Source organism: Bradyrhizobium sp. BWC-3-1 (genome assembly GCF_032917965.1).
GTDB classification, from domain to species: domain Bacteria; phylum Pseudomonadota; class Alphaproteobacteria; order Rhizobiales; family Xanthobacteraceae; genus Bradyrhizobium; species Bradyrhizobium canariense_D.
On the sequence record NZ_CP136625.1, the window covers coordinates 1,955,055 to 1,979,210 of the forward strand.

The 24,156-nt window shown below is 63.5% G+C and carries 23 protein-coding genes; 17 read left to right on the top strand and 6 right to left on the bottom strand.

Translation table 11 applies throughout. The annotated features are described in order from the left end of the window. Positions 1–66 precede the first annotated feature (66 nt). Entirely contained in the window at positions 67–582 is a 516-nt protein-coding gene (locus RX329_RS09520; RefSeq protein WP_317245758.1) for a ferritin-like domain-containing protein, read from the bottom strand. 86 nt (positions 583–668) lie between these two features. Here RX329_RS09520 and RX329_RS09525 point away from each other — a divergent pair, with 86 nt between their 5' ends. From RX329_RS09525 to RX329_RS09540, 4 genes are all read left to right on the top strand, one after another. Beyond that, the gene (locus RX329_RS09525) at positions 669–863 is read left to right on the top strand and encodes a hypothetical protein (protein ID WP_007614011.1); all 195 of its coding nucleotides are present in this window, start codon (positions 669–671) and stop codon (positions 861–863) included. A gap of 119 nt (positions 864–982) precedes the next feature. After that, positions 983–1,165, top strand: coding sequence for a hypothetical protein (locus RX329_RS09530; RefSeq protein WP_143273038.1), 183 nt, complete (start codon positions 983–985; stop codon positions 1,163–1,165). Further along, on the top strand, positions 1,165–1,377 hold the full coding sequence (locus RX329_RS09535; RefSeq protein ID WP_143273036.1) for a hypothetical protein: 213 nt from the start codon (positions 1,165–1,167) through the stop codon (positions 1,375–1,377). Before RX329_RS09530 ends, RX329_RS09535 begins: the two co-directional genes overlap by 1 nt. Positions 1,378–1,498: 121 nt before the next feature. Next, entirely contained in the window at positions 1,499–1,684 is a 186-nt protein-coding gene (locus RX329_RS09540; RefSeq protein ID WP_018453934.1) for a hypothetical protein, read from the top strand. Between the two features lie 47 nt (positions 1,685–1,731). Here RX329_RS09540 and RX329_RS09545 read toward each other — a convergent pair whose 3' ends face one another. After that, on the bottom strand, positions 1,732–3,519 hold the full coding sequence (locus RX329_RS09545) for a peptide ABC transporter substrate-binding protein (protein WP_085348497.1): 1,788 nt from the start codon (positions 3,517–3,519) through the stop codon (positions 1,732–1,734). 390 nt (positions 3,520–3,909) lie between these two features. Between RX329_RS09545 and RX329_RS09550 the strand changes: the two genes are divergently transcribed. The 9 genes from RX329_RS09550 (at position 3,910) to RX329_RS09590 (ending at position 13,077) form a co-directional block, all read left to right on the top strand. Beyond that, entirely contained in the window at positions 3,910–4,704 is a 795-nt protein-coding gene (locus tag RX329_RS09550; protein ID WP_317245759.1) for a MetQ/NlpA family ABC transporter substrate-binding protein, read from the top strand. Positions 4,705–4,840: 136 nt separating this feature from the next. After that, positions 4,841–5,875, top strand: coding sequence for a putative FMN-dependent luciferase-like monooxygenase (locus RX329_RS09555; protein WP_204512174.1), 1,035 nt, complete (start codon positions 4,841–4,843; stop codon positions 5,873–5,875). A gap of 28 nt (positions 5,876–5,903) precedes the next feature. Beyond that, the gene (locus RX329_RS09560) at positions 5,904–6,530 is read left to right on the top strand and encodes a CMD domain protein (protein ID WP_204513992.1); all 627 of its coding nucleotides are present in this window, start codon (positions 5,904–5,906) and stop codon (positions 6,528–6,530) included. 12 nt (positions 6,531–6,542) lie between these two features. Beyond that, complete coding sequence (locus RX329_RS09565; protein WP_085348494.1) at positions 6,543–7,127, top strand: alkylhydroperoxidase domain protein; 585 nt, start codon at positions 6,543–6,545, stop codon at positions 7,125–7,127. Between the two features lie 60 nt (positions 7,128–7,187). After that, positions 7,188–8,345 carry an ABC transporter substrate-binding protein gene (locus RX329_RS09570; RefSeq protein WP_026232631.1) on the top strand — a complete coding sequence of 386 codons (1,158 nt, stop codon included), beginning with the start codon at positions 7,188–7,190 and terminating at the stop codon, positions 8,343–8,345. Between the two features lie 13 nt (positions 8,346–8,358). After that, positions 8,359–10,182: an ABC transporter permease gene (locus RX329_RS09575; protein WP_317245760.1), complete on the top strand. Its 1,824-nt coding sequence runs from the start codon at positions 8,359–8,361 to the stop codon at positions 10,180–10,182. Then, positions 10,182–11,024, top strand: coding sequence for an ABC transporter ATP-binding protein (locus RX329_RS09580; protein WP_162496263.1), 843 nt, complete (start codon positions 10,182–10,184; stop codon positions 11,022–11,024). Before RX329_RS09575 ends, RX329_RS09580 begins: the two co-directional genes overlap by 1 nt. After that, positions 11,021–11,761, top strand: a complete 741-nt coding sequence (locus tag RX329_RS09585) for an ABC transporter ATP-binding protein (protein ID WP_085357560.1) — start codon at positions 11,021–11,023, stop codon at positions 11,759–11,761. Before RX329_RS09580 ends, RX329_RS09585 begins: the two co-directional genes overlap by 4 nt. Before the next feature lie 284 nt (positions 11,762–12,045). Beyond that, on the top strand, positions 12,046–13,077 hold the full coding sequence (locus tag RX329_RS09590; RefSeq protein WP_247401791.1) for a HoxN/HupN/NixA family nickel/cobalt transporter: 1,032 nt from the start codon (positions 12,046–12,048) through the stop codon (positions 13,075–13,077). 13 nt (positions 13,078–13,090) lie between these two features. On the opposite strand, the gene RX329_RS09595 is transcribed toward RX329_RS09590, so the two are convergent. Together RX329_RS09595 and RX329_RS09600 are read right to left on the bottom strand one after the other, a co-directional pair. Next, positions 13,091–14,593, bottom strand: a complete 1,503-nt coding sequence (locus RX329_RS09595; protein WP_317245761.1) for an ATP-binding protein — start codon at positions 14,591–14,593, stop codon at positions 13,091–13,093. A gap of 282 nt (positions 14,594–14,875) precedes the next feature. Then, positions 14,876–15,940: a ketopantoate reductase family protein gene (locus RX329_RS09600; RefSeq protein ID WP_317245763.1), complete on the bottom strand. Its 1,065-nt coding sequence runs from the start codon at positions 15,938–15,940 to the stop codon at positions 14,876–14,878. An 850-nt stretch (positions 15,941–16,790) separates the two neighbouring features. Here RX329_RS09600 and RX329_RS09605 point away from each other — a divergent pair. Continuing rightward, complete coding sequence (locus RX329_RS09605; protein WP_247337728.1) at positions 16,791–17,873, top strand: alpha/beta hydrolase; 1,083 nt, start codon at positions 16,791–16,793, stop codon at positions 17,871–17,873. Positions 17,874–17,970: 97 nt separating this feature from the next. On the opposite strand, the gene RX329_RS09610 is transcribed toward RX329_RS09605, so the two are convergent. Further along, the gene (locus tag RX329_RS09610; RefSeq protein WP_247337729.1) at positions 17,971–18,450 is read right to left on the bottom strand and encodes a MarR family winged helix-turn-helix transcriptional regulator; all 480 of its coding nucleotides are present in this window, start codon (positions 18,448–18,450) and stop codon (positions 17,971–17,973) included. A 505-nt stretch (positions 18,451–18,955) separates the two neighbouring features. Here RX329_RS09610 and RX329_RS09615 point away from each other — a divergent pair. The 3 genes from RX329_RS09615 to RX329_RS09625 all read left to right on the top strand — a co-directional run bounded on the left by RX329_RS09615 (position 18,956) and on the right by RX329_RS09625 (position 22,303). Continuing rightward, a complete protein-coding gene (locus RX329_RS09615) occupies positions 18,956–20,530 on the top strand; it encodes a porin (protein WP_085348489.1) in 1,575 nt (524 codons plus the stop codon). A gap of 781 nt (positions 20,531–21,311) precedes the next feature. Further along, positions 21,312–21,473 (top strand): hypothetical protein, encoded by a 162-nt coding sequence (locus tag RX329_RS09620; RefSeq protein ID WP_317245765.1) that lies wholly within the window; start codon positions 21,312–21,314, stop codon positions 21,471–21,473. Positions 21,474–21,772: 299 nt separating this feature from the next. Beyond that, positions 21,773–22,303 carry a DUF1269 domain-containing protein gene (locus RX329_RS09625; RefSeq protein WP_317245766.1) on the top strand — a complete coding sequence of 177 codons (531 nt, stop codon included), beginning with the start codon at positions 21,773–21,775 and terminating at the stop codon, positions 22,301–22,303. Positions 22,304–22,983: 680 nt separating this feature from the next. Here RX329_RS09625 and RX329_RS09630 read toward each other — a convergent pair. Then, positions 22,984–23,493 (bottom strand): hypothetical protein, encoded by a 510-nt coding sequence (locus RX329_RS09630; RefSeq protein WP_317245767.1) that lies wholly within the window; start codon positions 23,491–23,493, stop codon positions 22,984–22,986. Positions 23,494–24,156 lie beyond the last annotated feature (663 nt).

Below are 24,156 nucleotides of genomic sequence, written 5' to 3' on the forward strand. Positions count from 1 at the left end.
GCCCCGCGGGTGGGGCCGCCACGTCTAGTACGTCTTCACCAGCACGCCTTGACCAGCAGGTCTCGATCAAGCCGCGCTGGACGCCTTGGCATTGACGCCCTTGCGAAGCGCCACGGTGTTCAGCTTGGTGTTGGCGGCCTTCTCTTCGTTCAGGTTCGTCGTGAGGAAGCGCGCGATGTCGTCGTGCCCGAGTTCCTCCGCCCATGCGATCAGCGTGCCGTAGCGGCACATCTCATAATGCTCGACGGCCTGTGCGTTGGCCACGATCGCGGCATCGAGCACGGCCTTGTCCTCGATTTCGCCCGCGGTCTCATCGGCCTCCTTGATGAGGCCGTCGATGGCGGGACAGTGTGTCCCGCTGGGCTCCTTGCCGAGCTTCGCGAATGCCTTGCCGAGCCTGTCGACCTGCTTGTTGGTCTCCTCCAGATGGGCTTTCAAGCCGGCGGCAAGGTTCCTGTTTGTCGCCTTCTCGATCATCTTCGGCAGAGCCTTGAGGATCTGCTGTTCCGCGTAATAGATATCCTGCAGGCCGTGCAGCAGCAGGTCTTCCATCGATTTGATGTCCTTGGTGAAGAATCCCATAAACGACGTCTCCTTTGACAATGATGGAACTGGAACGCTGCACAGCCCTAGCTGTTCCATTCCCGTGATCAGATCAGGAGAGCCGAATGAGCGATGGTGCGGATCATCTTGCGGGCTTGCTCGGACGAGCGGCCATGGACGTGTGGGGTGACATGCCTCGCGACATCCAGGAAGCGCTGTTCGAGACCGCCATGAAGGGGCGTCCTGCGGAGCGGGAAGAGCTCGCGCGACTGCTGCACGAGCGGCATCCCCGTACGCTTCATCCGGCACGGCCTGGCTGAGCCGCGGCAGGAACGATTGTGTCAGAAGCCGATTTGTAAAATGGGCGAGGCGCGGTGAATGGGATTGACGAAGCCCGTGAGCCGTAGCTCGCCAGGATCAAATCGGTGAGTCGATCGGCGTGACTGAAATGATGATCGGAAAATGGTACGACCCGATCTCCCAGCGATGGATCGTGCCTCGCGAGGAACGTCCGGTGGCGGACTATTCGCAGTCCAACCCGGAGAAGGGGCCGGAAAGCAGCGCATCGCGCGAGGCGCAGCGGATCTGGGACCTGTTGGTCGATTGCTGCGCACGCGGTTGATGTCCGAGCCGCACCATCATTCGCTTCTACTTGGCAATTCAGAGAGTGATGACATAGACCGCGAAGGCAATGATGAGCGCCAGGCTTACGACGGCGGTGCTGATCAATATCTTGCCCATGGCGCGTCCGTGCTGTCTCGCCGCGTCAATGTAACAGCCGCCATTTTCGTTCCGGAGCGGCAGGTGAAGGTGGCTCCCACTGTTCACATGTGAACAAAGGGTGTCGGCACCAATGGCGTGAACTATATCATTTGATACAGACATGGCTGCGCTCGCACTTATCATCGGCAATCCGGAAAGGCACCGCATGGTGCCATGAGATGGAGACCCGATCGTGCTCAGGCGGCGTCGCGTTCAGCAAACCACCACTCTGCAAGAACGGCTTGCGGAGTTCACCAGGACCATCCGTGAAAAGGCCGAGGCGTTGCCCGACGGCAAGGAGCGGGATGAGCTGATGAAACGGCTCAGAAGCGCCGACGCGGCGTCAAACCTCGACCGTCAATTCGCCGGCAGGGATTGAGCTGGTGGTCTGCCGAGGCGGAGTTTGCGCGTTCAGCCTCTCCGGCGTCAGCTGCGATACCAACTCGCCAGATTCCAGGTCGTGACGTCCCATCCCGACATGTCGACCATGAGGTTGTTGACCCCTGCGTTGACGATGTTGCGGGATAGAAGCGGCAGGAACACGTTGGCCTCGCAAAAGGTTTCGTCGACCTTGATCAGCAGCGCGGCCCGCCTGACCGGATCAAGCTCGTTCTGCGCAGACTTGTAGGCCTTGTCGGCCTCGGGATCGGACCAGCGCGAGACGTTGCGGCCGAGCCATTTGTTTTCCTTGTTGGAGATCTCCCAGGAGACGCACTGGTTCAGGAAGCGCTCCGGGTCGGGCTGCGGCTGCGTGGTGTTGTACATCTCCATGTCGGCATAGAACTTAGAGTAGGTGTCGGGGTTGCCGACGTCGGACGAGAAGAACACCGATGCCGTGACCGCCTTGATTTCGATCTCGATCCCGGCCTTCTGGCAGGCCTGCTTGATGATGGCCTGCGTCTTCTGACGCGGCGCATTGGTCGAGGTCTGGAAGACGAATTTGAGCTTCTTGCCGTCTTTCTCGCGGATGCCGTCCGCGGCCTTGGCCCAGCCGGCCTCGTCGAGGATCTTGTTCGCCTTGTCGACGTCGAACTCGTATTTCAGCTTCGGCGACTTGAACTGTTTGGGCGCGTTGACGAAGCTCGCGGTGGCGACGCCGCCGCGCCCGTAAATGAATTTCTGAATCGACTCGCGGTCGATCAGCAGATTGATCGCGCGGCGAACGGCGGGATCGGACAGCGTCGGGTGCTTGGTCTTGGGGCTTGAGCGCTCGCCGTCCACCTCGGTCCAGGGGTCCGTCGTGTTGAGGATGATGAATTCGACGTTGCCTGATGGCGTGACGTCGAGCTTGCCCTTGCCGCTGGCCTCCATGCGTTTGAGGACCTCCTCCTCCACCTGCATGTTCCAGGCATAGTCGTATTCGCCGGTCTGCAGCACGGCGCGAGCCGCGGACACCGCATCGCCACCGCCCTTGATCTCGAGCGTGTCGAAATGCGGCTGGTTCTTGACGTGATAGTCGGGATTGCGTTCGGCCCGGATCAGGTCACCCGGCTTGAACTCGACGAATTTGTAGGGACCAGTGCCGACCGGCTTCAGATTGCCGGGCGCTTCGCGCGACTTCGCGCCGACATAGTCGCCGAAATGATGTTTCGGCAGGATCGGACCGACCGAGCCGACGAAGGGATCGGCCCAGAACGGCGTCGGCGCCTTGAACAGCACCTTGACGGTGTGGTCGTCGATCTTCTCGACCGTGATGTCTTTGTAAGACCCCGTAGTGTACGCCGCCGTGGCGAGATCCGAGGCGTATTGCCAGGTGAACACGACGTCGTCGGCGGTGAAGGGCTTGCCGTCATGCCATCTCACGCCCTGCTTCAGTTTCCAGGTCACGCTCAGGCCGTCCGGCGAAAGGCCGCCGTTCTGCTTGGACGGAGCCTCGGCCGCGAGGCAGGGGACGAGGTTGCCGTCCTTGTCCCAGCCGGCGAGCGGCTCGAAGAAGACGCGCGAGGCGATCTGGTCCTTGGTCCCGAGCGCGAAATGCGGATTGAGCAGTGTAGGGGCCTGCCAGAGCAGGATCTTGAGTGGGCCGCCGCCGCCGGCCTTGGTCGGCTTGTAGGGCAGGGTGGCGTCCGCCATCGCCACGTCGTTCCAGACCAGGATCTGGCTCGCGACAGGCGCCGCGATCCCGATCGCAGCCATCGTCTGCATGAACGAGCGTCGCGACAGGGTGCCCTGCTGCACCTCAGTGATGGACTTGCGGATTTCGTTCTCGTTCATCGGATGATCCCCCACTTCAAGGACAAGTCGTCACCGGCCAAGGCCCATCATGTTTGATCATGGGCGAGGCGGCAATGCCACCAAGGTCAGAAAACCCTGCGGCGAAATGACGAATGTGCGGGGAGAGGTCTGACGCCCGGATGGAGCCGAGCGCAACCAGGATAAGTCCAGCCGCGCTGGCGGCGCCCCGGATTGCGCATCGCTCCATCGGGCTACGGGCAACGATCCGTGGGTTTTGTCGTGACGCGTCTCACGCTTGCGCAGATGCATTCGTTCCCCGCATGCCGTCGAACGGAGAAGCGTCGTCCGCGTCAATCGGTCAATATGGATTTACATTTCATTGATTTCGCGCCGTGGAGAAGCGAATACGGTTCCAATCATTGCCGAGTCATGGAGACCAAGATGTCGTTCTGTTCCACCCTGATCCTTGCGACCGTGCTCGCCGTCTGGTCGGCCGCCGCTTCAGGCGAGACCATCAAGATCGGCGTGACGCCGGGGCCGCACGCCCAGATCTTCGAGGCGGTGAAGCCGATCGCCGCCAAGCAGGGTCTCGACATCCAGCTCATCGAATTCTCCGACTACGTCGTGCCGAACGCAGCGCTCGATGCCAGTGAGATCCAGGCCAATTCGTTCCAGAACCAACCATATTTGGACAATCAGAAGGCGGACCGTGGCTACAAGATCGAAGCCGTCGGCCTGACCGTGAATTTCCCGATCGGCGTCTATTCCAAGAAGCACAAGGCCTTCGCCGATATCCCCGAGGGCGGCAAGGTCTCGATCCCGAACGATCCGACCAATGGCGGCCGCGTGTTGCTGCTGCTGCGAGACAAGGGCGCGATCAAGCTGAAGGACGGCACGGGTTTCAAGCCGACGGTGCTCGATATCACCGAGAATCCCAAGAAGCTGAAGTTCATCGAGGTCGACGCGGCGCAGGCGCCGCGGGCGCTCGACGACGTCGACGCCGCCGCGATCAACACCAATTATGCAACCCAGGCTGGCCTCGATCCCGTCAAGGATCCGATCCTGCGCGAGGACCCGAAGGGTCCCTACGTCAATCTCATCGCCGTTCGCACGGTCGACAAGGACAAGCCCTGGGTCAAGATCCTGGTGGACAGCTATCACACGGCGGAGGTCAAGGAGTTCATCCTGACCAAGTTCAAGGGCGCGGTTCTGCCGAGCTGGTAGGCAGTCTGCCCAGCCAAAGTTCAGCTCAGGGCGATCCCGGCGGGCGGGCTTGCGTACTAGCCCTGCGCAATGCCCGCTTGTCTGGAGCTGCGGCAACCGACATCATCGGGACCTATCCTCGTCCGACAGGGGTCGTATGAAACGCTTAGCAAACCTGAAACGCCTGGGGTTTTTCACACGGCTTCTCGACGAGGCCCCGCCGGCCGACCGATATCGCTTCGCGGCCGAGCAGATCGTGCGCGCCGAGACGGCGGGCCTCGATTCCGCGTGGATCGCGCAGCACCATTTCCACGAGCGCGAGGGCGGCCTGCCGTCCCCCTTCACCTTCCTCGGTTATGTCGCAGCCCAGACCTCGCGCATCAGGCTCGGCACCGGCATCGTCACCTTGCCGCTGGAGAACGCGGTGCGGGTGGCGGAGGATGCCGCGGTGCTCGATCTGCTCTGCAACGGTCGCTTCGAGCTCGGTGTCGGCACCGGCGGCAATCCCTCGGCCTTTGCCGCCTTCGGCCTCGACAGCGCCCAGCGCAACGAGATCTTTGCGCGCAATCTGGACGTCGTCCGCACCGCGTTGGTCGGCAAGCCGCTCGAAGGTGGTGACACGCTCTATCCGCAGCGGCCGCAATTGGACGACAGGATCTGGCAGGCGACGTTCTCTGTCGCGGGCGGCGCGCGTGCCGGCAAGGCAGGCGATGGCCTGTTGCTGTCGCGCACCCAGCCTCGAACCAAGGAGGCGCCGAAGGCAACGCTCGCCGAGATTCAGAATCCGGTGATCGATGCCTATCTCGAGGCGCTGCCGCCGGGACGGGAGCCCCGCATCATGGCCTCGCGCACCGTCTTCGTTGCCGACGACCGGACTGAGGCGATGCGTCTTGCCGATATCGGCCTGCGGCGCGCGCTCCCGCAATTCCTCAAGGGCGGCCACGCCAAGCCAGGCGAAACGCTCGAGGAGATGATCGCGGCGTTCGACACCCATGTCGGCGCGGCCGACGACGTCATCGCTTCGCTCCGCGCCGACGCCACGCTGGAGCGGGTGACCGATCTCGTCTTCCAGGCGCATTCGGTCGATGCCCCGCATCCCCATATCCTGCGCTCGATCGAGCTGGTGGCGGAGAAGGTCGCGCCGGCGCTGGGCTGGGCGCGGACGGCGCCCGACGTGGCGCTGGCGGGTTAGTCGGAATGAGGTTGCAAGAGGCTGAATGATGGCTACGAAAGATATCATCGACACGCTCGCCGGGATCGAACCGGGTTCGGCTCTGGACGGCATTCGGGCCAAGCGCATCCAGGCGCGCGACAATGCGCAGAAGAGCTATCTCTCGCTGTTCGAGCCGATCGACGCCGGCGATGTCTCGCTGGTGGAGCGCGCCGCGGTCGCGCTCTTCGTGATCGGGCTTCACCGCGAGCCCACGATGGCCGGCTTCTATCGGGCGAAGTTAGCTGCGACCGCCGATGGCGCGCGCCTGGTCGAAGCTGTCGATGTCGAAATCGCGCGGGGCGAGACCTCGGGCCCCTACGGTGCCTTTCCAACCGGCCCCCTGTCTGTCGAAAACAAGGCCGGCTTGATCTACCGCGTCAGCGCGGAGCGCAAGCCCGATCTCGGGGACCGGCTCGCTGCGGCGTTCGAACATGCGCATCTGCTGGTGTTCCGCCCGCGCGATGCGGCCGCCGCCGACATGAAGGCTCTGCTCGCCGCCGGTTGGTCGAACACCGGAATCGTCACGTTCTCTCAGCTCGTTGCGTTCCTGTCGTTCCAGGTGCGCGTCGTCACCGGACTGCGCGTGCTCGGTGCCTCGCTCGGGCGCACCACGAACGCCGCGGCCGGCGCGTAAGGAGGCTGCATCATGAGCGCTGCAAACAATGCCAATCCGCCCGTCGTCTTCACCCAGGACGAACTGGGCTGGGTGTCCTGGATCGACCCGCTGCTCGAAGCCGAGCTGACCGAGCGGCATTTCGCGGGCCTCGTCGATCGCTCCCGTTCCAAGTCCGAGTATTTCCGCCTGCTGGTGCGCGACCCCGAGGTGCTGGAAGCCCGCACCAAGACGGACAAGGACATCTTCTACAACGTCGCCGACGGCCTGCCGCGCGCCGAGCGCGAGCTCGCGGCGGCTGCGACCTCGCGCTACAACGGCTGCATCTACTGCGCCTCCGTGCATGCGCGTTTCGCCAGCACTTATTCCAAGCGCCGCGACGATGTGCAGCGCCTGCTCGACGAGGGCGTCGGCGCCGATCTCGGCGAGCGCTGGAATGCGGTCGTCAAGGCCTCGGTGGCGTTGGCTGCGACGCCGATCGCGTTCAGCCCCGACAATATCGATGAGCTGCGCCGCGCCGGTCTCGACGATGCCGAGATCGTCGACGTCATCAACGGCGCGTCGTTCTTCAACTGGGCGAACCGGCTGATGCTGTCGCTTGGCGAGCCCTCGAAATAGCCAATCTCACCGGCATGGAAATTGCTAGTTGTTTCAACGCCTGACAGGATGGAGCCGTCCATGAGCAACATCGATCGTCGTACCCTGGTCAAGGGCTCGCTTGCCGCCCTGATGGCGGGGGCAGCCTTCTCGCGCGCCGCGCTTGCGCAATCGTCCGAACCGATTTTGCTGGGCGTCAGTGGTCCGTTGACCGGGCCGAACGCACAATATGGCACGCAGTGGAAGCAGGGCTTCGATCTCGCGCTCGACGAGATCGAGGCAGCGGGCGGCATCAACGGCCGCAAGCTCGCCTATAATTTCGAGGACAGCCAGAGCGACCCGCGCCAGTCGGTGGCGATCGCCCAGAAATTCGTCTCCGATCCCAGGATTGTCATGGAGCTCGGCGACTTCTCCAGCCCCGCCTCGATGGCGGCCTCGCCGATCTATCAGCGCGGCGGGCTGGTGCAGTTCGGATTCACAAATTCGCATCCCGATTTCACCAAGGGCGGCGACTTCATGTGGAGCACCTCGGTCAGCCAGGCTGACGAGCAGCCGCTGCTGGCGGCCTATGCCGTCAAGCGCCTCGGCCTGAAGAAGCTCGCCGTGCTGCACCTCAACACCGATTGGGGCCGTACCAGCCGCGACTATTTCGTTAAGGCCGCGAAGGAGCACGGCGCCGAAATCGCCGTCACCGAAGGCTACATCGCGGAGGAGCGCGACTTCCGCTCCACGCTGGTGCGTGTCCGCGACGCCAATCCCGACGGGCTGATCCTGATCTCCTATTATTCCGACGGTGCGCTGATCGCGCGCCAGGCGCGCCAGGTTGGGCTGAAGCAGGTGATCTGCGCCGCGAGCTCGGTCTACTCGCCGAAATTCCTGGAGCTCGGCGGCGAGGCCGTCGAGGACGTCCATGTCGGCACGCGCTACTTCCCGGAAGACCCGCGCCCCGAGGTGCAGACGTTCATCGCCGGCTTCAAGAAGAAATACAACGGGGTGGAGCCCGACGCGTTCAACGCCTACGCCTACGACGCGATGAACATGGCGGCCGCCGTGGTGAGGATCGGCGGCGCCGACCGGCGCGCGATCCGCGACGCCTTCACGAAAGTGAAGGACGTCTCGAGCGTGATCTTCGGCAAAGCGACGTTCGACGTCGAGAGCCGGCGCGTCAAGGGCGCCATGAATGCGGAGCTCGTCGTGCGCAAGGGCCAGTTCGCCCTCTGGGACGGCAAGCCGACCTGAGGGGATCTCCTGCGTGTCTTCCTGGCTCGACTACACGATCAACGGGCTGATCGTCGGTAACGTCTACGCCCTCGTTGCGGTCGGGCTCGCGCTGATCTTCGGCGTCAGCCGGCTGATCAACTTTGCGCAAGGATCGATCTACCTCGTCGGCGCCTATATCGGCTGGGTCGCGGTGGTGCAGCTGCATACGCCACTGCCGCTCACCATCATCCTGGTCGCGGTGGCGGCGGCGCTGGTCGGCTTGATCATCGAGCGGTTCGGCCTGCGCCCGCTGCAGAACTCGGTGCGCATCGCACCGCTGCTGGCGACCATCGGCATCAGCTTCGTGCTCGATCAGCTCGTGATGCTGACTTTTTCGCCCAATCCGCGCGCATTGCCGAGCCAGTTGCCGGATGTCCGCTTCCAGATTGGCGGCGGCACGATCGGCCCGCTCGATCTGCTCATCGCCGGTGTCGGCCTCACCAGCGCGTTGCTGCTGTTCGTGTTCCTGCGCTACAGCAAGCTCGGCTGGGCCGTGCGTGCCACCGCGCAGGACCGCGACGCCGCGATGCAGATGGGCGTCGACGTCAACCGCGTCAATCAGGCCGTGTTCGGCATTGCGGCTGCGCTCGGCGGCGTCTCCGGCCTGCTGGTCGGTATGTACTATAACCAGATCGACACCGCGATGAGCCTGCAGGCGACGCTCAAGGGCGTCGTCGCCGAAGTCGTCGGCGGTGCCGGCAATGTGCCGGGTGCGGTGATCGGCAGCCTGCTGCTGGGATTGGTGGAGAGCTACGGCGTTGCCGTGTTCGGCACCAGCTACCGCAACCTGTTCGCGTTCCTGCTGCTAGTCGTGGTGCTCGTGCTGCGCCCGAACGGTCTGTTCGCCAGCGCGCGGCAGGCGCCGCCCGAGCCGCTCACCGGCACTTTCATCGCGCCGAGCCGCCCGGTCTGGATTCCGCGCTGGGCTCTGCTGATCGCTGCCGTCGTCTTCGCGATCCTGCCGCTGTTGCCCGTGTCGTTCTACGTGCTCCAGACCCTGATTAACGCCTGGCTGCTCGGCATGCTCGCGCTGAGCCTCACCCTGGTTGCAGGCACGATTGGTCAGGTCTCGCTGGGACACGCCGCGCTGCTCGCGATCGGCGCCTACACCTCCGCGCTGCTGTCGCTCACGTTCGCTGTCCCGGTCGGCCTTGCCATCATCGGCGGCGGCCTGATGAGTGCTGCGCTGGGCACGGCGCTGATCTCGCCGTCGTTCCGGCTGCGCGGACATTATGTGTCAATCGCGACGCTCGCGATCGGCGAGATCGTCTCGCTGGTGATCCTGAATTGGGAGAGCGTCACGCGCGGGCCGATCGGCATCTCCGGCATCCCGCCGCTGTCGCTGTTTGGCTATGAGCTGGTCAGCCCGATTTCGATCTACTGGTTCAGCTTCATCGTGATGCTCGTGCTGGCGCTGCTGCAGGGACGCCTGCTCGGCTCGCATCTCGGCCGCAGCTTTCGCGCCATCCGCGACGACGACATCGCCGCGCGGGCCTATGGCCTCAGCCTGAATCGCTACAAATCGCTGGCCTTCATCTTCGGCGGCTTTGCCGCGGGGGTCAGCGGCGGCATCGCCGCGCATCTCTATTCCTATATCAACCACGAGACCTTCAACACGCAGCAATCCATCCTGGCGCTGACCGTCGTCATCCTCGGCGGTCTCGGCAATGTCGTCGGGGCGATTCTCGGGGCGGTCGCGCTGGTCGGCCTGCCGGAAGTGTTCCGCATCGCGGCGGAGTATCGCATCCTGATCTACGGCATCGTGCTGCTGCTGCTGGTGCGGTTCAGGCCGCAGGGCCTTTTGGGGACGGTGTGATGATGGACGCACACACGGCGATGCTGTCCCTGCGCGGGCTGACGCGGCGCTTCGGCGGCCTCACCGCCGTCGACGCCATCGATCTGGATCTCGCCAAAGGCGAGCTGATCAGCATCATCGGCCCGAACGGGGCGGGCAAGACAACGCTGTTCAATCTCGTGACCGGGCTTGACCTTCCGGACGCCGGGACGGTTCGCTTCGAAGGTCAGGACATCACAGGTTTCTCGCCGGAACGGCTGGCGGCCGGAGGCATCGCGCGGACGTTCCAGCTCGGCCGCGTCTTCGGCAATCTCAGCGTGATGGACAACGTCCTGATCGGTGCGCATACGCGCTTGCGCGCGGTGAAACCGGCAGTGCCGGTGATCGGCCCGCTGCTGGAATTGGGTCTGGCGCTGCTGCGCCCCGCCAGCGTCAAGGCGGAGGAAGAGCGGCTGCGCGAGGAGGTGAAGGTCATTCTCGCGCGCTTCGGCGAGCGGTTGCTGCCGCGTATCGATCAGCCGGCCTACAGCCTCTCTTACGCCAACCGCCGCCGCGTCGAGATCGCGCGCGCGCTCGCCTTGAAGCCGCGCCTGCTGCTGCTGGACGAGCCGACCGCCGGCATGAATCCGACCGAGACCACGGAGATGCAGGGGCTCGTCGCCGAGCTGAAAGCCGAAGGGCTGACGATCGTGCTGATCGAGCACAAGCTCGAAATGGTGATGCGCCTCTCCGATCGCGTCATCGTCATGGACGAGGGCAAGAAAATCGCGGAAGGCCCGGGCGAAGCGGTGCGCGGTGATCCCAAGGTGATCGAGGCCTATCTCGGCCACGGCCTGACGACGAAGCAGGAGAGCGCGGCATGACGAACCCGCCTCCCGATGCGCTGCTCGCGATCACCGACGTCAATACCTTCTATGGTCAGGCCCAGGTGCATTTCGACCTGTCGATATCAGTTCCGCGCGGCCACATCGTCTGCCTGCTCGGCGGCAATGCCAGCGGCAAATCGACCACGATGAAGATCATTCTAGGCCTCGTGAAGCCGCGCTCGGGCGACGTGACGTTCGACGGCACTTCGCTACTGGGACTTACCACGCCGCAGATCGTCCGCCGCGGCATCGCCTCGGTGCCGGAGGCACGGCGGCTGTTCGCCGACATGAGCGTCCGCGAGAACATTTTGATGGGCGCCTTCGTGCGCGACGACCGCGAGGCGATCGCGCAGGATCTCGACAAGATGCTCACGCTGTTCCCGAAGCTCGGCCAACGGCTGTCGCAGCGCGCCGGCTCGCTCTCGGGCGGCGAGCAGCAGATGGTCGCGATGGCGCGGGCGCTGATGAGCCGTCCCCGGATGATCGTGATGGACGAGCCGACCATGGGCCTGTCGCCGCTTTACGTCGACCGCGTGCTGGAGCTGATCCGCACCATCAACCAGGAGGGCGTCTCGGTCTTCATGGTCGAGCAGAACGCCAGCCTCGCGCTCGAGATCGCGCACGAGGCCTATGTGCTCCAGACCGGCAAGATCGTTCTCTCCGGCTCCGCCCGCGCGCTGAAGGACGATCCCCGCATCCGCGATGCCTATCTCGGCGGCTCCGAGGCGGCGTAGCGCCATCTCGGCCTGCATGGTTCGAGACGCCCGCCCTCGGCGGGCGCCTCACCATGAGGGTCTGGCAACCTCGCGGCGAAGCAAGACCTCATCCTAAAGGAGCCCGCGCAGCGGGCGTCCCGAAAGACGCCGCAAGCACTGCTGCAGAACCGTGCCGCCCCTCCGGGATTGCACTGGTCAGTATGACCACCTTATGAAAAGATCATACCGCTCGTGCGATGGGTCGTGCAGCGGACGGAATGATTGGCGTGACGAAATTATCTTTGCGGGCGGTCGATCCCGGAATGATGCTGCTGTTCGGCGGGTTGATCGCGGCCAACATCGCGGCGTGGGCTTGGGCGTTCGCGGCGTTCGGTGACCGGCCGACGGTGATGGCGACCGCGCTGCTTGCCTGGGTGTTCGGCCTGCGCCACGCCGTCGATGCCGACCACATCGCGGCCATCGACAACGTCGTGCGCAAGCTGATGCAGGCCGGCGATGCGCCGCGCAGCGTTGGTCTCTATTTCGCGCTTGGTCATTCCACCGTGGTTGTGGTCGCGACCATGCTGCTCGCGCTGGGCTTGGTGAGCCTTGGCGGCGACAGCCTGCTCAAGGACGTCGGCGGCTTCATCGGCACGTCGGTGTCGGCGCTGTTCCTGCTGGTGATCGCGGCCATCAACCTGGTCATCTTCGCCGGCCTGTGGCGGACGTTCCGGATCGCGCGCGCGCAAGGCATTCACGACGCCGCGCAGCTTGATGCGCTGCTCGCCAGCCGCGGATTGCTGGCGCGGCTGCTCGGCCCGATGTTCCGCCTGGTGACCAAGCCGGCGCATATGTACCCGCTCGGCTTCCTGTTCGGCCTCGGCTTCGACACCGCCACCGAGATCGGCCTGCTCAGCATCTCCGCCAGCGAATACGCGCTTGGTGCATCGCTGGCCGACGTCATGGTCTTTCCCGCGCTGTTCGCATCAGGCATGGCGCTGGTCGATACCGCCGATTCCGCGCTGATGGTCAGCGCTTATCGTTGGGCCTTCGTCGATCCCTTACGGAAGCTCTGGTACAACCTCACGATCACCGGTGCCTCGGTCGCGGTGGCGCTGTTGATCGGCGGCATTGAGGCGCTTGGCCTGATCGGGGATCGGCTCGGCCTGTCTGGCGGTGTGTGGACGCTGGTCGACGGCCTCAACGATTCGCTCGCGAACGTCGGCTTCGCCGTGATCGCGCTGTTCGCGATTGCATGGCTGGTTTCGGTCGTGCTCTATCGCAGGCTATTCGCGCTCGAGCGGCGGCGCACGCCTGATGTGCTGGTGGGCGCCGATGCTACCGAGACAGCGTGAGTCAATCGTGGGCTCAAGCCGAAGCTGCGCTCTCCGCCGGCAGATCGTCGGCATTGGGATCGCCCGGCGCGGTGGCCCAGGCTAATTCCACCAGCGTCACGAACCGGCGGCCGGCGCCGTCGAGCTGGCAGACGATTAGGCCCTGCTCTTCCATGTAGCCGAGCAGGCGCTGCGCCCGGCGCAGCGAATGCGAGCCGTAGGCGCGGGCGATCGCGGCGTCGCCGGGGCAGGGCCAGCCTTCTTTCGCCGCGCGCGCGATCATCATGAACACGCCTTGCATGTCCTCGGGCAGGATCGAGGCGCGCAGCGACACGTCCTGCCAGGCGTCGTCCTCGGCATGCTCGGCGCCGAGCCCGGCGCGTGCGCGTGTCAGCATGCGGCGGAATTCGGTGAGGTCGGGCACCGCCGAGCCGAGGCCCTCGATGCGGCAGCGGACCACGAACTCCTGGTACAGCACGCCCACCGCGCGGAAACCGGCATCGGGCGCGGCGAGCACGGCACGAAGGGTCCGATCCACGCGTTCGCGCCGTTCGGCGAGCTCTTCGGCACTAATCGGGACCTCGATTATTTCGGGGCCGATCTCCGGTGCCGCAGCCTTCGCGGCGCGGAGCTGCTCGAGCAGATCGGGCGCGGGCCGCCGCTGCGGCCGGCTGGCATCGGGCGGCGGCGCGGCCAGGATCACGGCGCGCATATTTTCGAGTGCGGCTTCGGGCATCGGCATCAGCCGCGGCGTGGAATTGCGCGGCTGGGTTTCGGTCGCGCCGATGTTCAAACGCAGCGGCCGGCGTGACAGCGCGGGGCCGAGCGCCATGAATTGTCCGCGTTCGAGATCGCGAAACGATTCGGCCTGCCGCCGCTCCATGCCGAGCAGGTCGGCGGCGCGCGCCATGTCGATGTCGAGGAAGGTGCGGCCCATCAGGAAGTTGGACGCTTCCGCCGCGACGTTCTTGGCGAGCTTTGCCAGCCGCTGGGTCGCGATGATCCCGGCAAGCCCGCGCTTGCGGCCGCGGCACATCAGATTGGTCATCGCGCCGAGCGAAAGCTTTCGCGCTTCGTCCGAGACTTCCCCCGCGACCGCAGGCGCAAACAGCTGCGCCTCGTCGACCACCACCAGCATCGGATACCAGTGGTCGCGGTCCACGTCGAACAGTCCGCCGAGGAAGGCTGCGGCGCGGCGCATCTGGTTCTCGGCATCGAGCCCTTCGAGATTGAGCACGGTGGAGACGCGATGCAGCCGCGCGCGCTCGCCGGCAACCTGAAGGCCGCGTTCGGTGTGATCCTCGGCCTCGATCACGAGATGGCCGAAATGCTCCGCCAGGGAGACGAAATCGCCTTCGGGATCGATGATCGCCTGCTGCACCCAGGGTGCGCTCTGCTCCAGCAGCCGCCGCAGCAAATGCGATTTGCCGGAGCCCGAATTGCCCTGCACCAGGAGGCGGGTCGCCAGCAGTTCCTCGAGGTCCATGGCCGCCGCGGCGCCCGCCGTGGTCTGCCCCATCTCGATCGCAACCGTCATGCCCGACTCAAGTCCCATCATTCGCGGACAGGGGCTTACCAATCCGGCCACGGCGCGTCGAGCGCCATGGCGAGAATCATGCGTTGTTGCCCACGGCGGAGTTCAGGCGTGATTCGATTGCCGTAGAAGTGCGGGCCGATAGGGAGCTTGCGGATCGTCGTCCTGGGGTTATCGCTTGCGCGAGTTCCCCGCTGATGTACGAAACCGGCATTGCGCCGTGCGCTCGGCATGCGCCCAGTCAATGATGGATGCGCGAAGTCCGGCAAAGGGGATCGTGGCCCGTTACAGCGCGCCCGATCCGCCCTGCACGATCTTCTCGTTGAGCTTCAGGTCCACAGTCTCGACGGTGCGGTCGATCTCTGCATTGGGCGCGCCGAGCTGATGCGAGATCAGCTTGACCAGCAGGTCGACGCGCTCGATGAAGGGTGCGCCGCCGGCCACCGCGCGCGCGGCCGATGACGGCTTCAGCAGGCTCTCGGCAGCCTTGGCGTATTTCGCGAACGGCACCTGGTCCTGCGGATCGGCGCCGAGACGCCGGGCGATGGCGTCGACATGCTCATAGATCGTCTGCGAACGCGCGAGATCGCCGTGCACGGCGTCGCGGATCGACTGCGGCTCGTGCGGCGTGATGCAGCGGTAGTTGCCGGTCAGCAGCATCGACCATTTCGCCAGCGGCACGAACAGGGAATCGAACACCTTCAGCTTCACCGGCACGTCGTGGCCGTCGAGGGTCACCGCGTCGATGTCGGCTTCGAGCTCGCGCAGCACCTTGTTGTGCTTCTCGTCGCCGAACACGGAGGCCTTGAAATTCGTGGGCAGGCCGACGTGCAGCACGTTCGCAGCCTCTTCCGGCGGACGGAACGCCTGCGGGTCGGGCGAGCACAGCGTCACCAGCCCGGGCTCGAAGCGCTCCCACACCTGCGCATTGGTGTAGGCCTCCTCAAGATCCATGTCCGCGAGCGAGGGGATCCGCTTCAGATAGGGCAGCGGCGGCATGTTCATGATGGACAGGCACGGCAGCTTCGCCGCGGCGATCCTGACCATGAGAACGCGCACCGTGTGGTTGGTGTATTGCGGCTCCTGCATCGCAAGGCCGACCATGTCGTAACGCGGCAAGTCCACATTGGCCGGCGTCACGGCGTCGAGCTTGCCGGGCAGGTCGCGCGAGAAGATGGCGCGGTGAACAGCCTCGTCACGCAACTTGATGCGCACCTCGGTCCCCTCGCGGTTGATCAGCTCCGCGGTCTTGGTGCGGCAGACCAGGGTCACGTTGTGCCCCGCCATCAGCAGCTTCGTGCCCAGCAGGGAGCCGTAGGAAGCCCCAAGAATCAGGATGTTACGCGCCATGTCTCGTCCCTTTGACAATTGTGATTTTTGAGCCCGGCCGTCATCCGCGGGCGAGTTTGGCGGGCATGTAAGGCAAAGTGCGTGAGGATGGCAACTGGGATAATGGATACAAGGCGCGGATCAGCGGGCGGCCCGCCGTGTTGCTTGACGCCGAAAGCAAGACGACGCCAAACCGGCGGCGGTTGTGCAGGGTCGTTGAGTTGCTCAAATAACTGGCTTACCGAAGTAAGAAATGTTGCACATCTCGATCGCCCAAGCTCTCCCAGAACGCGATCATACCTCGTCACGTCTCGCGCGCCGGGTGCGGATGAGCGACTTCGAGGATTTTGTCGCGCCGGTTTTCCTGCGACATTGACTAGCGGAAAGTCCTTTGGCGAAGGCCGTCGGCATCGATCAGGCGGTAACCTGCCGCATTTTTATCGCTGGCGTGATTGGTGGCGCGCCGGATCAGCGTCATGAGGAATCATGATGGAAGCCGACACAGGCGATGCCTTCTCCCTCGTTAAATGAGCTCCAATTTTAGTCGTCCACCGCAACAAAAAACTGCAAACGCGGGACAGCAAAAAATGGCAGAGTGGTGCGGGCCTAAACTGTGTATCAGCAACGGAGCTGAGACGTGACGATTGAGTTGGAGTCGGCGTGCGACTTGTTTTGCGACCGGTTCGTTCGGACTGTAGTCCGTCCGGTCCAGTGCCCCCGCCCGCGAAGGGAAAACGGAACGATCATCGGGACGGCAGACGCAAGCGCGATCACGCACGCGTGCCATCGCATCGAGCAGACATGCAGGGCGTTGCGCTGACAGCGCTGCGCCGAGTCCAAGCAACCGCCGACGCGCCGTTCGGGGACGGACATGGAAGATGATCATTGGCCTCACGGCACGTGCGACGGCGCCGGTCGAAGCCTGGCGTGCTTGCGAAAACGTGCGTCCCATTTTTTTGAAAGCTTGTCCGTCGGGGAACTCGTGCGCGAGGCGCACAGGCATCGGTGGATTTCGGAGTGGTTGAGGATCTCAGGCGAGTACCGGATATTCGCCGAATCGGCGCGCGTAACCAGTTCAGCTCAGATCGTGCGGGAAGCGTGGCTGTGCTCGCTGACGGCCCTTGAAGTCGCGAGGAACCTGTCTTGGCCCGGAGATCCCGGGGGTACCGACCTCGTAGACAAGGTCAGACTCTGCCTCCGGGGCTTCGAGGAGGACGCCGGTTCGGCGATCGAGCGTGTGGAGATCGACTGCTTTGATCAAGGCTCGCTTGCGGGCTACTTTCTGCCGGCGTTCCCCGATCGGTCTTTCGCACCCGCGGTTATCTGCGTCAGCGACGAGGACATCACCCTCGGCTCGATGATGAGCAGGCTGTTGCCGGCTTCAGGGCGACGGAACGTGTCACTCCTGCTCGTTGATGCCGGCGATTCATCCGGTCGTAGCCCCTTCAAGCCGGCGCATATTCTTCAATGCTGGCTGGATTACCTGGAAGCTCGTCCGGACGTCGATTCGCAGCAGATCGCGGTCTACGGCGAGGGGGCGGCCGCCAGTCACGCATCCCGTCTTGCCCTCGTGGATCGCAGAATGGCTGCCGCCGTGTGCGACGGCGGCATTGCGACGCCGGTCATGCGCCGGGCATCGCTGCGCTGGATGATCGGCGTCGAGCAGGCGGTCCGTGACGGGCCCTCGACGGGTTCGTTGCTGCCGTTGTGTCGGATACCTTGCCCGCTTCTGATGGTCGTCGGCAGCCGCTCAATGGTTTGGGAGGAGGATGCTCTCGAACTGCAAGCCGGCTATCGGCAGGCCGGAGCCGATTGCGCGACCGTCGTGCCGAACTGCATTCCGTACCCTCTGGGCGAGGTCGAGAATTTCATCGCGGTGGACGATTTCATTTTCGAATGGCTCGACAGCAAACTTGGAATTGCCCGCCAGCTGGATTCCGTGACCTACCTCTAAGGCGCCAAGAGATTGGGGGAAGGCGAGAAAAGATTGGGAAGGCGAGGAGAGATTGGGGATGAATCGAGGCGCGCGTTCCGCGCCTGACGTCAGGGAGTCAGGAAGCGTCGATGGCCAGCAACCGTGCGGCCAGCCGGGCATTCTTGGCAATCGTTGCGAGCGCGGCATTCAGATCGGCCAAGGTCGTCTCGTCGAGCTCGTTGAACATGGTCGAGTTCAAGGCGAGCTTTCTCTTCGACAGTTTTTCGATCTCCGTCGTTGCTTTCGCCGTCAGCGACATCAGGACGTAGCGTGCGTCGTCTGCGGCCGGCCGTCGCGACAGGAAGCCGCCCTTTTCGAGACTCTTGGTCTGGTTGGTGACGAAGGCGGGGTGGACGCGCAGCTTGTTCGCGATGTCGATTCCCGCGACACCTCGCCCCTGGTCCAGTTCGGTGATGGCCATCAGGATCAGCCACTGCGGCTCGGTAATGCCCAGCAGTCCGGCCCAGCTGGTGTGGATGTCCTCCAGCTGGGAATGAATTTCGACGACGTTCCAGATGAAGTCCGTAATCGCCCTGTCGAGTTTCTTCTCGATCATGTGGCTCCCTCCCCGTTTATCCCTTGCCTATTCTTAATGGGATATCTTGGAAGCGTCTCGAAAATCGCGCGTCGACCAAAGGGGAGATACCGCGCGGAAGAAATCGTAGGCTCAATTATTACTTGAAAAAAACAATTAATTTTATCATCTACTATCGCACTCTATTTCGCTGCTCTTGACCCACGCGACGGACAGCGATGCGAGACCTCCAAGAAGCCCTCGGGATGCCCCCCGAGGGCTTTTCTGGTTTTTCTATAGTGACCTTCCGGGGTAATATCGCCGCTGTTGCCCTCAAGCCACATCGCGACCTGAAGTATCGATTCATCAAAGCAATAAATTGAGACCATTGTTTTTATAAACTATATGTGAAGCCGCGACGGAGGGGGCACCTCGCTGTCGTTTCAGTCCGAACCTTCGGTGCGGGCCTGAATTGAACGGAAATTGAGAGGGTAAAGCGGCGTCCACCGAGGACCCGAGCCCCCTGAACCGACCTGGAGGTTTACTAATGAAGTTGACGAAGACACTCTTTCTCGGCTCGGCTGCCGGCCTGATGGCCGCCTCCGGCGCGTTCGCTGCCGATCTTCCCGTGAAGGCCAAGGCGGTCGAATACGTGAAGATCTGCTCGCTGTACGGCGCCGGTTTCTACTACATCCCGGGCACTGACACCTGCATCAAGCTCGGTGGTTACCTGCGTGCCGATGCGAACCTCAATACCAATTCGGACTTCAACCCGAACCAGAGCGGTGTTGCCGGTGCACGCAACCGCCTGATGAACTACTACACCTTCCGCGCTCGTGAAGACCTCAACATCGACACCCGCACCGCGACCGAATACGGCGTGGTCCGCACGTTCTTCGACGGCGTCTTTACCTGGACGACCGGCAACTATTCGGGCACCGGTTCGGCAACGGGTGGCACCCAGTACAGCGGTACGCTCGGTCTCAACGCTGCGGGCACAGGCCTCGTCGGTTCGGGTAGCGGCAACGTCAACGGCACCGACGGCAATACCTCGGCCGGTGCGCTCGGCGTATACTACGCCTTCATCCAGTTCGCCGGCTTCACGATGGGTAAGGCCGTGTCGCAGTTCGACGCGCCCTGGACCAACTATCCCGGCAACATCACCGACAACCTCGTCGGCGGCAGCGGCACCGTTACCGGCGTTACCCAGTTCACCTACACCGCCGACTTCGGCCAGGGCGTCACGGCATCGTTCTCCGCTGAAGATGCGACGGCCTACTATCAGGCCGGCAACCTCAACATGACCGGCGCGACCGCAGGTGGCATCATCGGCGGTTCGTACGGCACCAACGCCCTCGGCGGCTCGCGTTCGCCGAACCTCGTCGGTCAGCTGCGTGTCGATCAGGCCTGGGGTCTCTTCCAGGCGTCAGTGGCTGCGCATGACAACCATGTCGCCTATTACGGCGCGACCGAAGCCACCGGCCATCCCGACGACAAATGGGGTTGGGCTGTTCAGCTCGCTTTGTCGATCAAGAACATCCCGACCGGCGCGGGTGACACGATCAACATCCAGGGCGTCTACACCGACGGCGCGACCCGCTACAACTTCCAGAACCTGTCGGGCAGCAGCTACTCGCTGTTCGGTAGCTCGGGTGTTGCCTACCAGAGCGTTGGCTTCGCCAATGCTCCTGACACGGTGTACGTGACCGGTAGCTCGCAGGAAACCGTCAAGACCTGGGGCTTCCGTGGCGCTTACACCCACAACTGGGATCCCAACTGGAACTCCTCGCTGTACGGTGCTTACGCTCAGGCCCAGTTCGGCACGCTGGCCAAGACCACCATCTGCGGCGCCGGCGGCGGCGCCGGTGTGTTCGGAGCCCTGGCAGGTGTGACGGGTTGCAACCCTGACTTCGCGATCGGCCAGCTAGGTGTCGTCACCCGGTGGACCCCGGTCAAGAACCTGACCTTCTCGGCGGACGTGTCCTGGACCCATCTCGATCAGAAGTATTCTGGTACGGTTGGCGCCTCCCCGAGCGTCGCGACCGCCAAGCCAACCGCGGCCTACGAGCTGAAGGATCAGGACTCGGTCGCCATGATCCTCCGCGCTCAGCGCAACTGGTAAAATCTATCGAAACACATGAACGAACACCCGGCGGGAAACCGCCGGGTGTTTTTTTGCGCAAGGCAGATGATATAGGGCGGCGAAGCCCCGGTGCCCGGATGGAGCGCAAGCGTGATCCGGGGGCTGCTCGCGCTGCGTCTGGCACCTTCCCGGATCACGCTTCGCTTCATCCGGGCTACGGGACCGCGCCTGTGTCGCCCCCGTGTCAATCCGCGCTCACAAAAATATTCCGCTTTACCGAAATTCGGAAATGGCGTATGTGTCGTCCATCCCGGCTCATCCTTGAGGGGCGATCTTGTGGTCGTCATGTTCGCGAGCCGGGCTTGCGGTGGACGCGGCAGCGTTCGGGTGCGAGAGGCCAAGGGCAGGGCGGATTGCTCTCCGTGAGCCCAAGGCTGCGTTCCGACGAGCGGCGCTGCTAGGCTTCGTCTCGTCTGTAAGTTTCCGGCTCCGTCGACAGGGCTGGAAAAACTGCGGCGAAATGGCGAGCCGTGCGTACGGCAAAACCGTGTGGTCCTGACGTCCAGTTATTTCGGGCGGGCGAGCAAAGCAAAAAGCCTCGACCGATGAAGGGCTTATCAGCACCGGCGCACGGCGCTGCGTCCGCCTCGAAACCGCCGGGCCCTATTAGGCCCTAGTTTCACATCCGGCGGCCCGTAAGACGGCCGGACGCGGTTTCGAACGGGTCGCTGTGGGTCGTTACCAGCCGCCGCTGAGCCGGCACAGCTCCTGTTGCTTGGCCGAATGAACGGCCTACTTCTTCTGCTCTGTGGTGGTCGTCGTGCTTGAGGTGCTGCCTATCGGGGTGCCGACGGTTATCGCGGCGGTGCGGTCGCAGTTCGAGGACCGCGAGGCGGCGGCGCTGTTGCAGTGCGCGGCGCAGGCTACCGGGGCAACGGCTATCATGGCTATCGCGGCTATGGCTATCGCCGTTACGGTGTAGGAGCGGCAGCGGTAGGCGCGGCTGCCCTTGGCACTGCGGCGTACCGCAGTTGCTACGATGCTTACGGGAACTACATTTGCGCCTATTAATTCGTGGCAACGCGCGCTTGGCCCTCTGTGCGTGCAAGCGCTGACGGTGACCGTCCGACGATGGCGAGCCTGCGTCATCGGTCGGCAGGTACTCTGGGCGACGTGGCCTATCGCGGAGACTGGCCGCCCAGCACCTCATTGATCTGCATCAAGCGATTTTGCGGTGCCGCTGAAAAGATTTAGGAATCGTTGAGTAGAGGAGCAGTACAGATGAGTGACCTTGTCGTAATTGCATTTCCGACCGAGGCGAAGGCGGAGGAAGTTCGTCAAAAATTGCTGGCCATGCAGAAGGAGTACTTGATCGAACTCGGCGATGCCGTGATAGCGGTCAAAGACAGCAACGGAAACGTCAAACTAAACCAACTAATCAATACCACCGCTGCTGGTGCGGCTACTGGCGCCTTTTGGGGCACGCTGATTGGCCTGATCTTTCTGATGCCACTCGCTGGTGCTGCCCTTGGCGTCGCGTCCGGCACGCTCAGCGGATATTTAACGGATGTGGGCATCGACGACAAATGGATGAAGGAGACCGCTGCCGCCGTTCAACCCGGAACCGCAGCGCTCTTCGTACTGGTGCGCAAAGTCACGGCAGACAAGGTTCTTGAGAGGCTCAAAGGCGAAGGCGGCACGGTGCTAAAGACTTCTCTCGACCACACCAAGGAAGCCGCCTTGCAAGCGGCGCTTGCGGAGGTCAAAGCGACGGTACCGGCGGCTGCGCCTCCTGATTTGCCCGGCGCTTGAAACGATTACGACCGCCTGCCGACGACCGCTCTCGGGATTACCGCAGCCCTCTCTGACCCAATTTCGGTTTGGGCCCAATCAGCTTCGGCGGTGACGCCGCGCCGGGTGCGGTCATTGGTGCGGCTGCCGTGGGACATCGAGGTGGGCTAGGCGGTTGAACCTGTAGCTCAGCTCGCTGCCCCATCCTCCGGCCATGGTCGTGCAGCGCCCTCCGGCTTCATTGAGCCTTGCCTGCCGTCGAAGGCGGCGCGGCCACCGTCCGGCCCGCAAGACACGAAGAACCCGGAGAACGCGGCGGTGCGCCGGGAGCGGGAGGAGAAGTTGCGATAGGCCTGGCGCACGCAGCCTTCATGGTTCTGCCAAGATGGAAAACCCGACGAAGGCGACTATAGCCAAGCTGAGTGCGATGATCACAATCGCAGCCACTTCGATCATAGAAACCCGTCTTGCCATGTGCCAGCTTTCTCGACAGCTGAGCGAACAGCGTTGATCTTGGTCAAGCCGCCTTCTCGGTCGCTGGAGTGGTTCCCAGGTGCTGGAGCGGAGACTTTTGGATGCGGGCGCGGTGGGACGGGGCCAAGGCGCTGCAGCGGCCATTGCCGGATGACGCGCTCAGGAGGTCGACAAGGACGATCGCGGCGGCCGCATGATTGCGATGGGTGGGGAAGTGAAGTTTCGAGCTACGGTCGTGTCTGTGATGCCGTCCACAGCGTGCGCAGATGCTTCAGCACAAGTTCAATGTCTCCGATGAACTTGACCATGATCGGTACCAGTCGCGGTGCGTGCTGACGGATGTGGCTCACCTGCGTCGGCCCGAAATCGTGCGACAGGCGATTGCGGATCGTGATCGCGCTCGACGGCAGCGGAAGGCGTGATTGATGCTCGAATAGGGCATCAAGTTCGGCTTCCGAAATTGTGAGCTTCATCTTGCGTGCGGAAGATTTGGATTCCGGCAACCTGACACCCATGCGATGATGAAATGCACCAGGCGCTGGTTGGTTAAGATCGATGCCAACAATGGCTTTCGCCAGTTTCTCGGCCCCGAAATAGTAGGCTACAAATTGCGCAGGCGAATTGGTTGGAAGCGCCGTCACATCGAACTTAGCAAGAGCCAACGGGATATCCTCCAACCTTCGATAGTAGGATCCCTTCAGTTCCGGGTCAGGCTCGAACGACCGATCAAGCGCCATCGGGAAACTCCATATTGAAAAGCCGAGTTGTAAATGCAGGGATGGCTTACCGGCGGATGGTGCGCCGGGCTGGCGCGCGGGTCCACTTTTTCACCTGCACGGGTCATGACTGCACGGATCGCTTCTCACGATGGAACGAGTGATGGAGCAGTTCCGTTCACGTAGATGAACGTGAGGTTTGACCCAGGTCAAGAGCGCGCAGCTCCCGCGCGCGAGCTTCGGATAGACCGCGGTTCGGCGCGCTGCGCAATTGTCCCGCGGCTTCCTCTCCAGAAAAAGGAGTACGCCTAACATTGCGCCGAATTCTCATCGCTTCGGCAGCTGCGGCCATGCTGCTAGTCACCTTCACTCCCGACGACGCTGATGCTCGCAGTCGCGGGGGGGCGCCTATCGGGGCGGTGGAGGCTACCGTGGCGGCGCGGTAGCAGTTCGAGGGGCTCGGGGTGCGCTGTCGCAGTGCGCGGCGGGCGCTACGGCTATCGTGGTGAGGCCTATCGCGGCTACGGCTATCGCGGCTATGGTGTCGGCGCGGCGGCGATAGGCGCGGCTGCCGTTGGCGCTGCTGCTTACCCCCGCAGTTGCTACGATGCGTACGGCAACTATATCTGCGCCTATTGATCCGTAGCGACGCGCGATAGCGCGGCTTGGTCTTCTGTGCGCGCA

Excerpts from the sequence above, each read along its gene's own strand:
- RX329_RS09520 (WP_317245758.1), bottom strand. The coding sequence starts at position 582 with ATGGGATTCTTCACCAAGGACATCAAATCGATGGAAGACCTGCTGCTG.
- RX329_RS09525 (WP_007614011.1), top strand. The coding sequence starts at position 669 with ATGAGCGATGGTGCGGATCATCTTGCGGGCTTGCTCGGACGAGCGGCC.
- RX329_RS09535 (WP_143273036.1), top strand. The coding sequence starts at position 1,165 with ATGTCCGAGCCGCACCATCATTCGCTTCTACTTGGCAATTCAGAGAGT.
- RX329_RS09545 (WP_085348497.1), bottom strand. The coding sequence starts at position 3,519 with ATGAACGAGAACGAAATCCGCAAGTCCATCACTGAGGTGCAGCAGGGC.
- RX329_RS09550 (WP_317245759.1), top strand. The coding sequence starts at position 3,910 with ATGGAGACCAAGATGTCGTTCTGTTCCACCCTGATCCTTGCGACCGTG.
- RX329_RS09555 (WP_204512174.1), top strand. The coding sequence starts at position 4,841 with ATGAAACGCTTAGCAAACCTGAAACGCCTGGGGTTTTTCACACGGCTT.
- RX329_RS09560 (WP_204513992.1), top strand. The coding sequence starts at position 5,904 with ATGGCTACGAAAGATATCATCGACACGCTCGCCGGGATCGAACCGGGT.
- RX329_RS09565 (WP_085348494.1), top strand. The coding sequence starts at position 6,543 with ATGAGCGCTGCAAACAATGCCAATCCGCCCGTCGTCTTCACCCAGGAC.
- RX329_RS09570 (WP_026232631.1), top strand. The coding sequence starts at position 7,188 with ATGAGCAACATCGATCGTCGTACCCTGGTCAAGGGCTCGCTTGCCGCC.
- RX329_RS09580 (WP_162496263.1), top strand. The coding sequence starts at position 10,182 with ATGATGGACGCACACACGGCGATGCTGTCCCTGCGCGGGCTGACGCGG.
- RX329_RS09585 (WP_085357560.1), top strand. The coding sequence starts at position 11,021 with ATGACGAACCCGCCTCCCGATGCGCTGCTCGCGATCACCGACGTCAAT.
- RX329_RS09590 (WP_247401791.1), top strand. The coding sequence starts at position 12,046 with ATGATGCTGCTGTTCGGCGGGTTGATCGCGGCCAACATCGCGGCGTGG.
- RX329_RS09595 (WP_317245761.1), bottom strand. The coding sequence starts at position 14,593 with ATGACGGTTGCGATCGAGATGGGGCAGACCACGGCGGGCGCCGCGGCG.
- RX329_RS09600 (WP_317245763.1), bottom strand. The coding sequence starts at position 15,940 with ATGGCGCGTAACATCCTGATTCTTGGGGCTTCCTACGGCTCCCTGCTG.
- RX329_RS09605 (WP_247337728.1), top strand. The coding sequence starts at position 16,791 with ATGGAAGATGATCATTGGCCTCACGGCACGTGCGACGGCGCCGGTCGA.
- RX329_RS09610 (WP_247337729.1), bottom strand. The coding sequence starts at position 18,450 with ATGATCGAGAAGAAACTCGACAGGGCGATTACGGACTTCATCTGGAAC.
- RX329_RS09615 (WP_085348489.1), top strand. The coding sequence starts at position 18,956 with ATGAAGTTGACGAAGACACTCTTTCTCGGCTCGGCTGCCGGCCTGATG.
- RX329_RS09625 (WP_317245766.1), top strand. The coding sequence starts at position 21,773 with ATGAGTGACCTTGTCGTAATTGCATTTCCGACCGAGGCGAAGGCGGAG.
- RX329_RS09630 (WP_317245767.1), bottom strand. The coding sequence starts at position 23,493 with ATGGCGCTTGATCGGTCGTTCGAGCCTGACCCGGAACTGAAGGGATCC.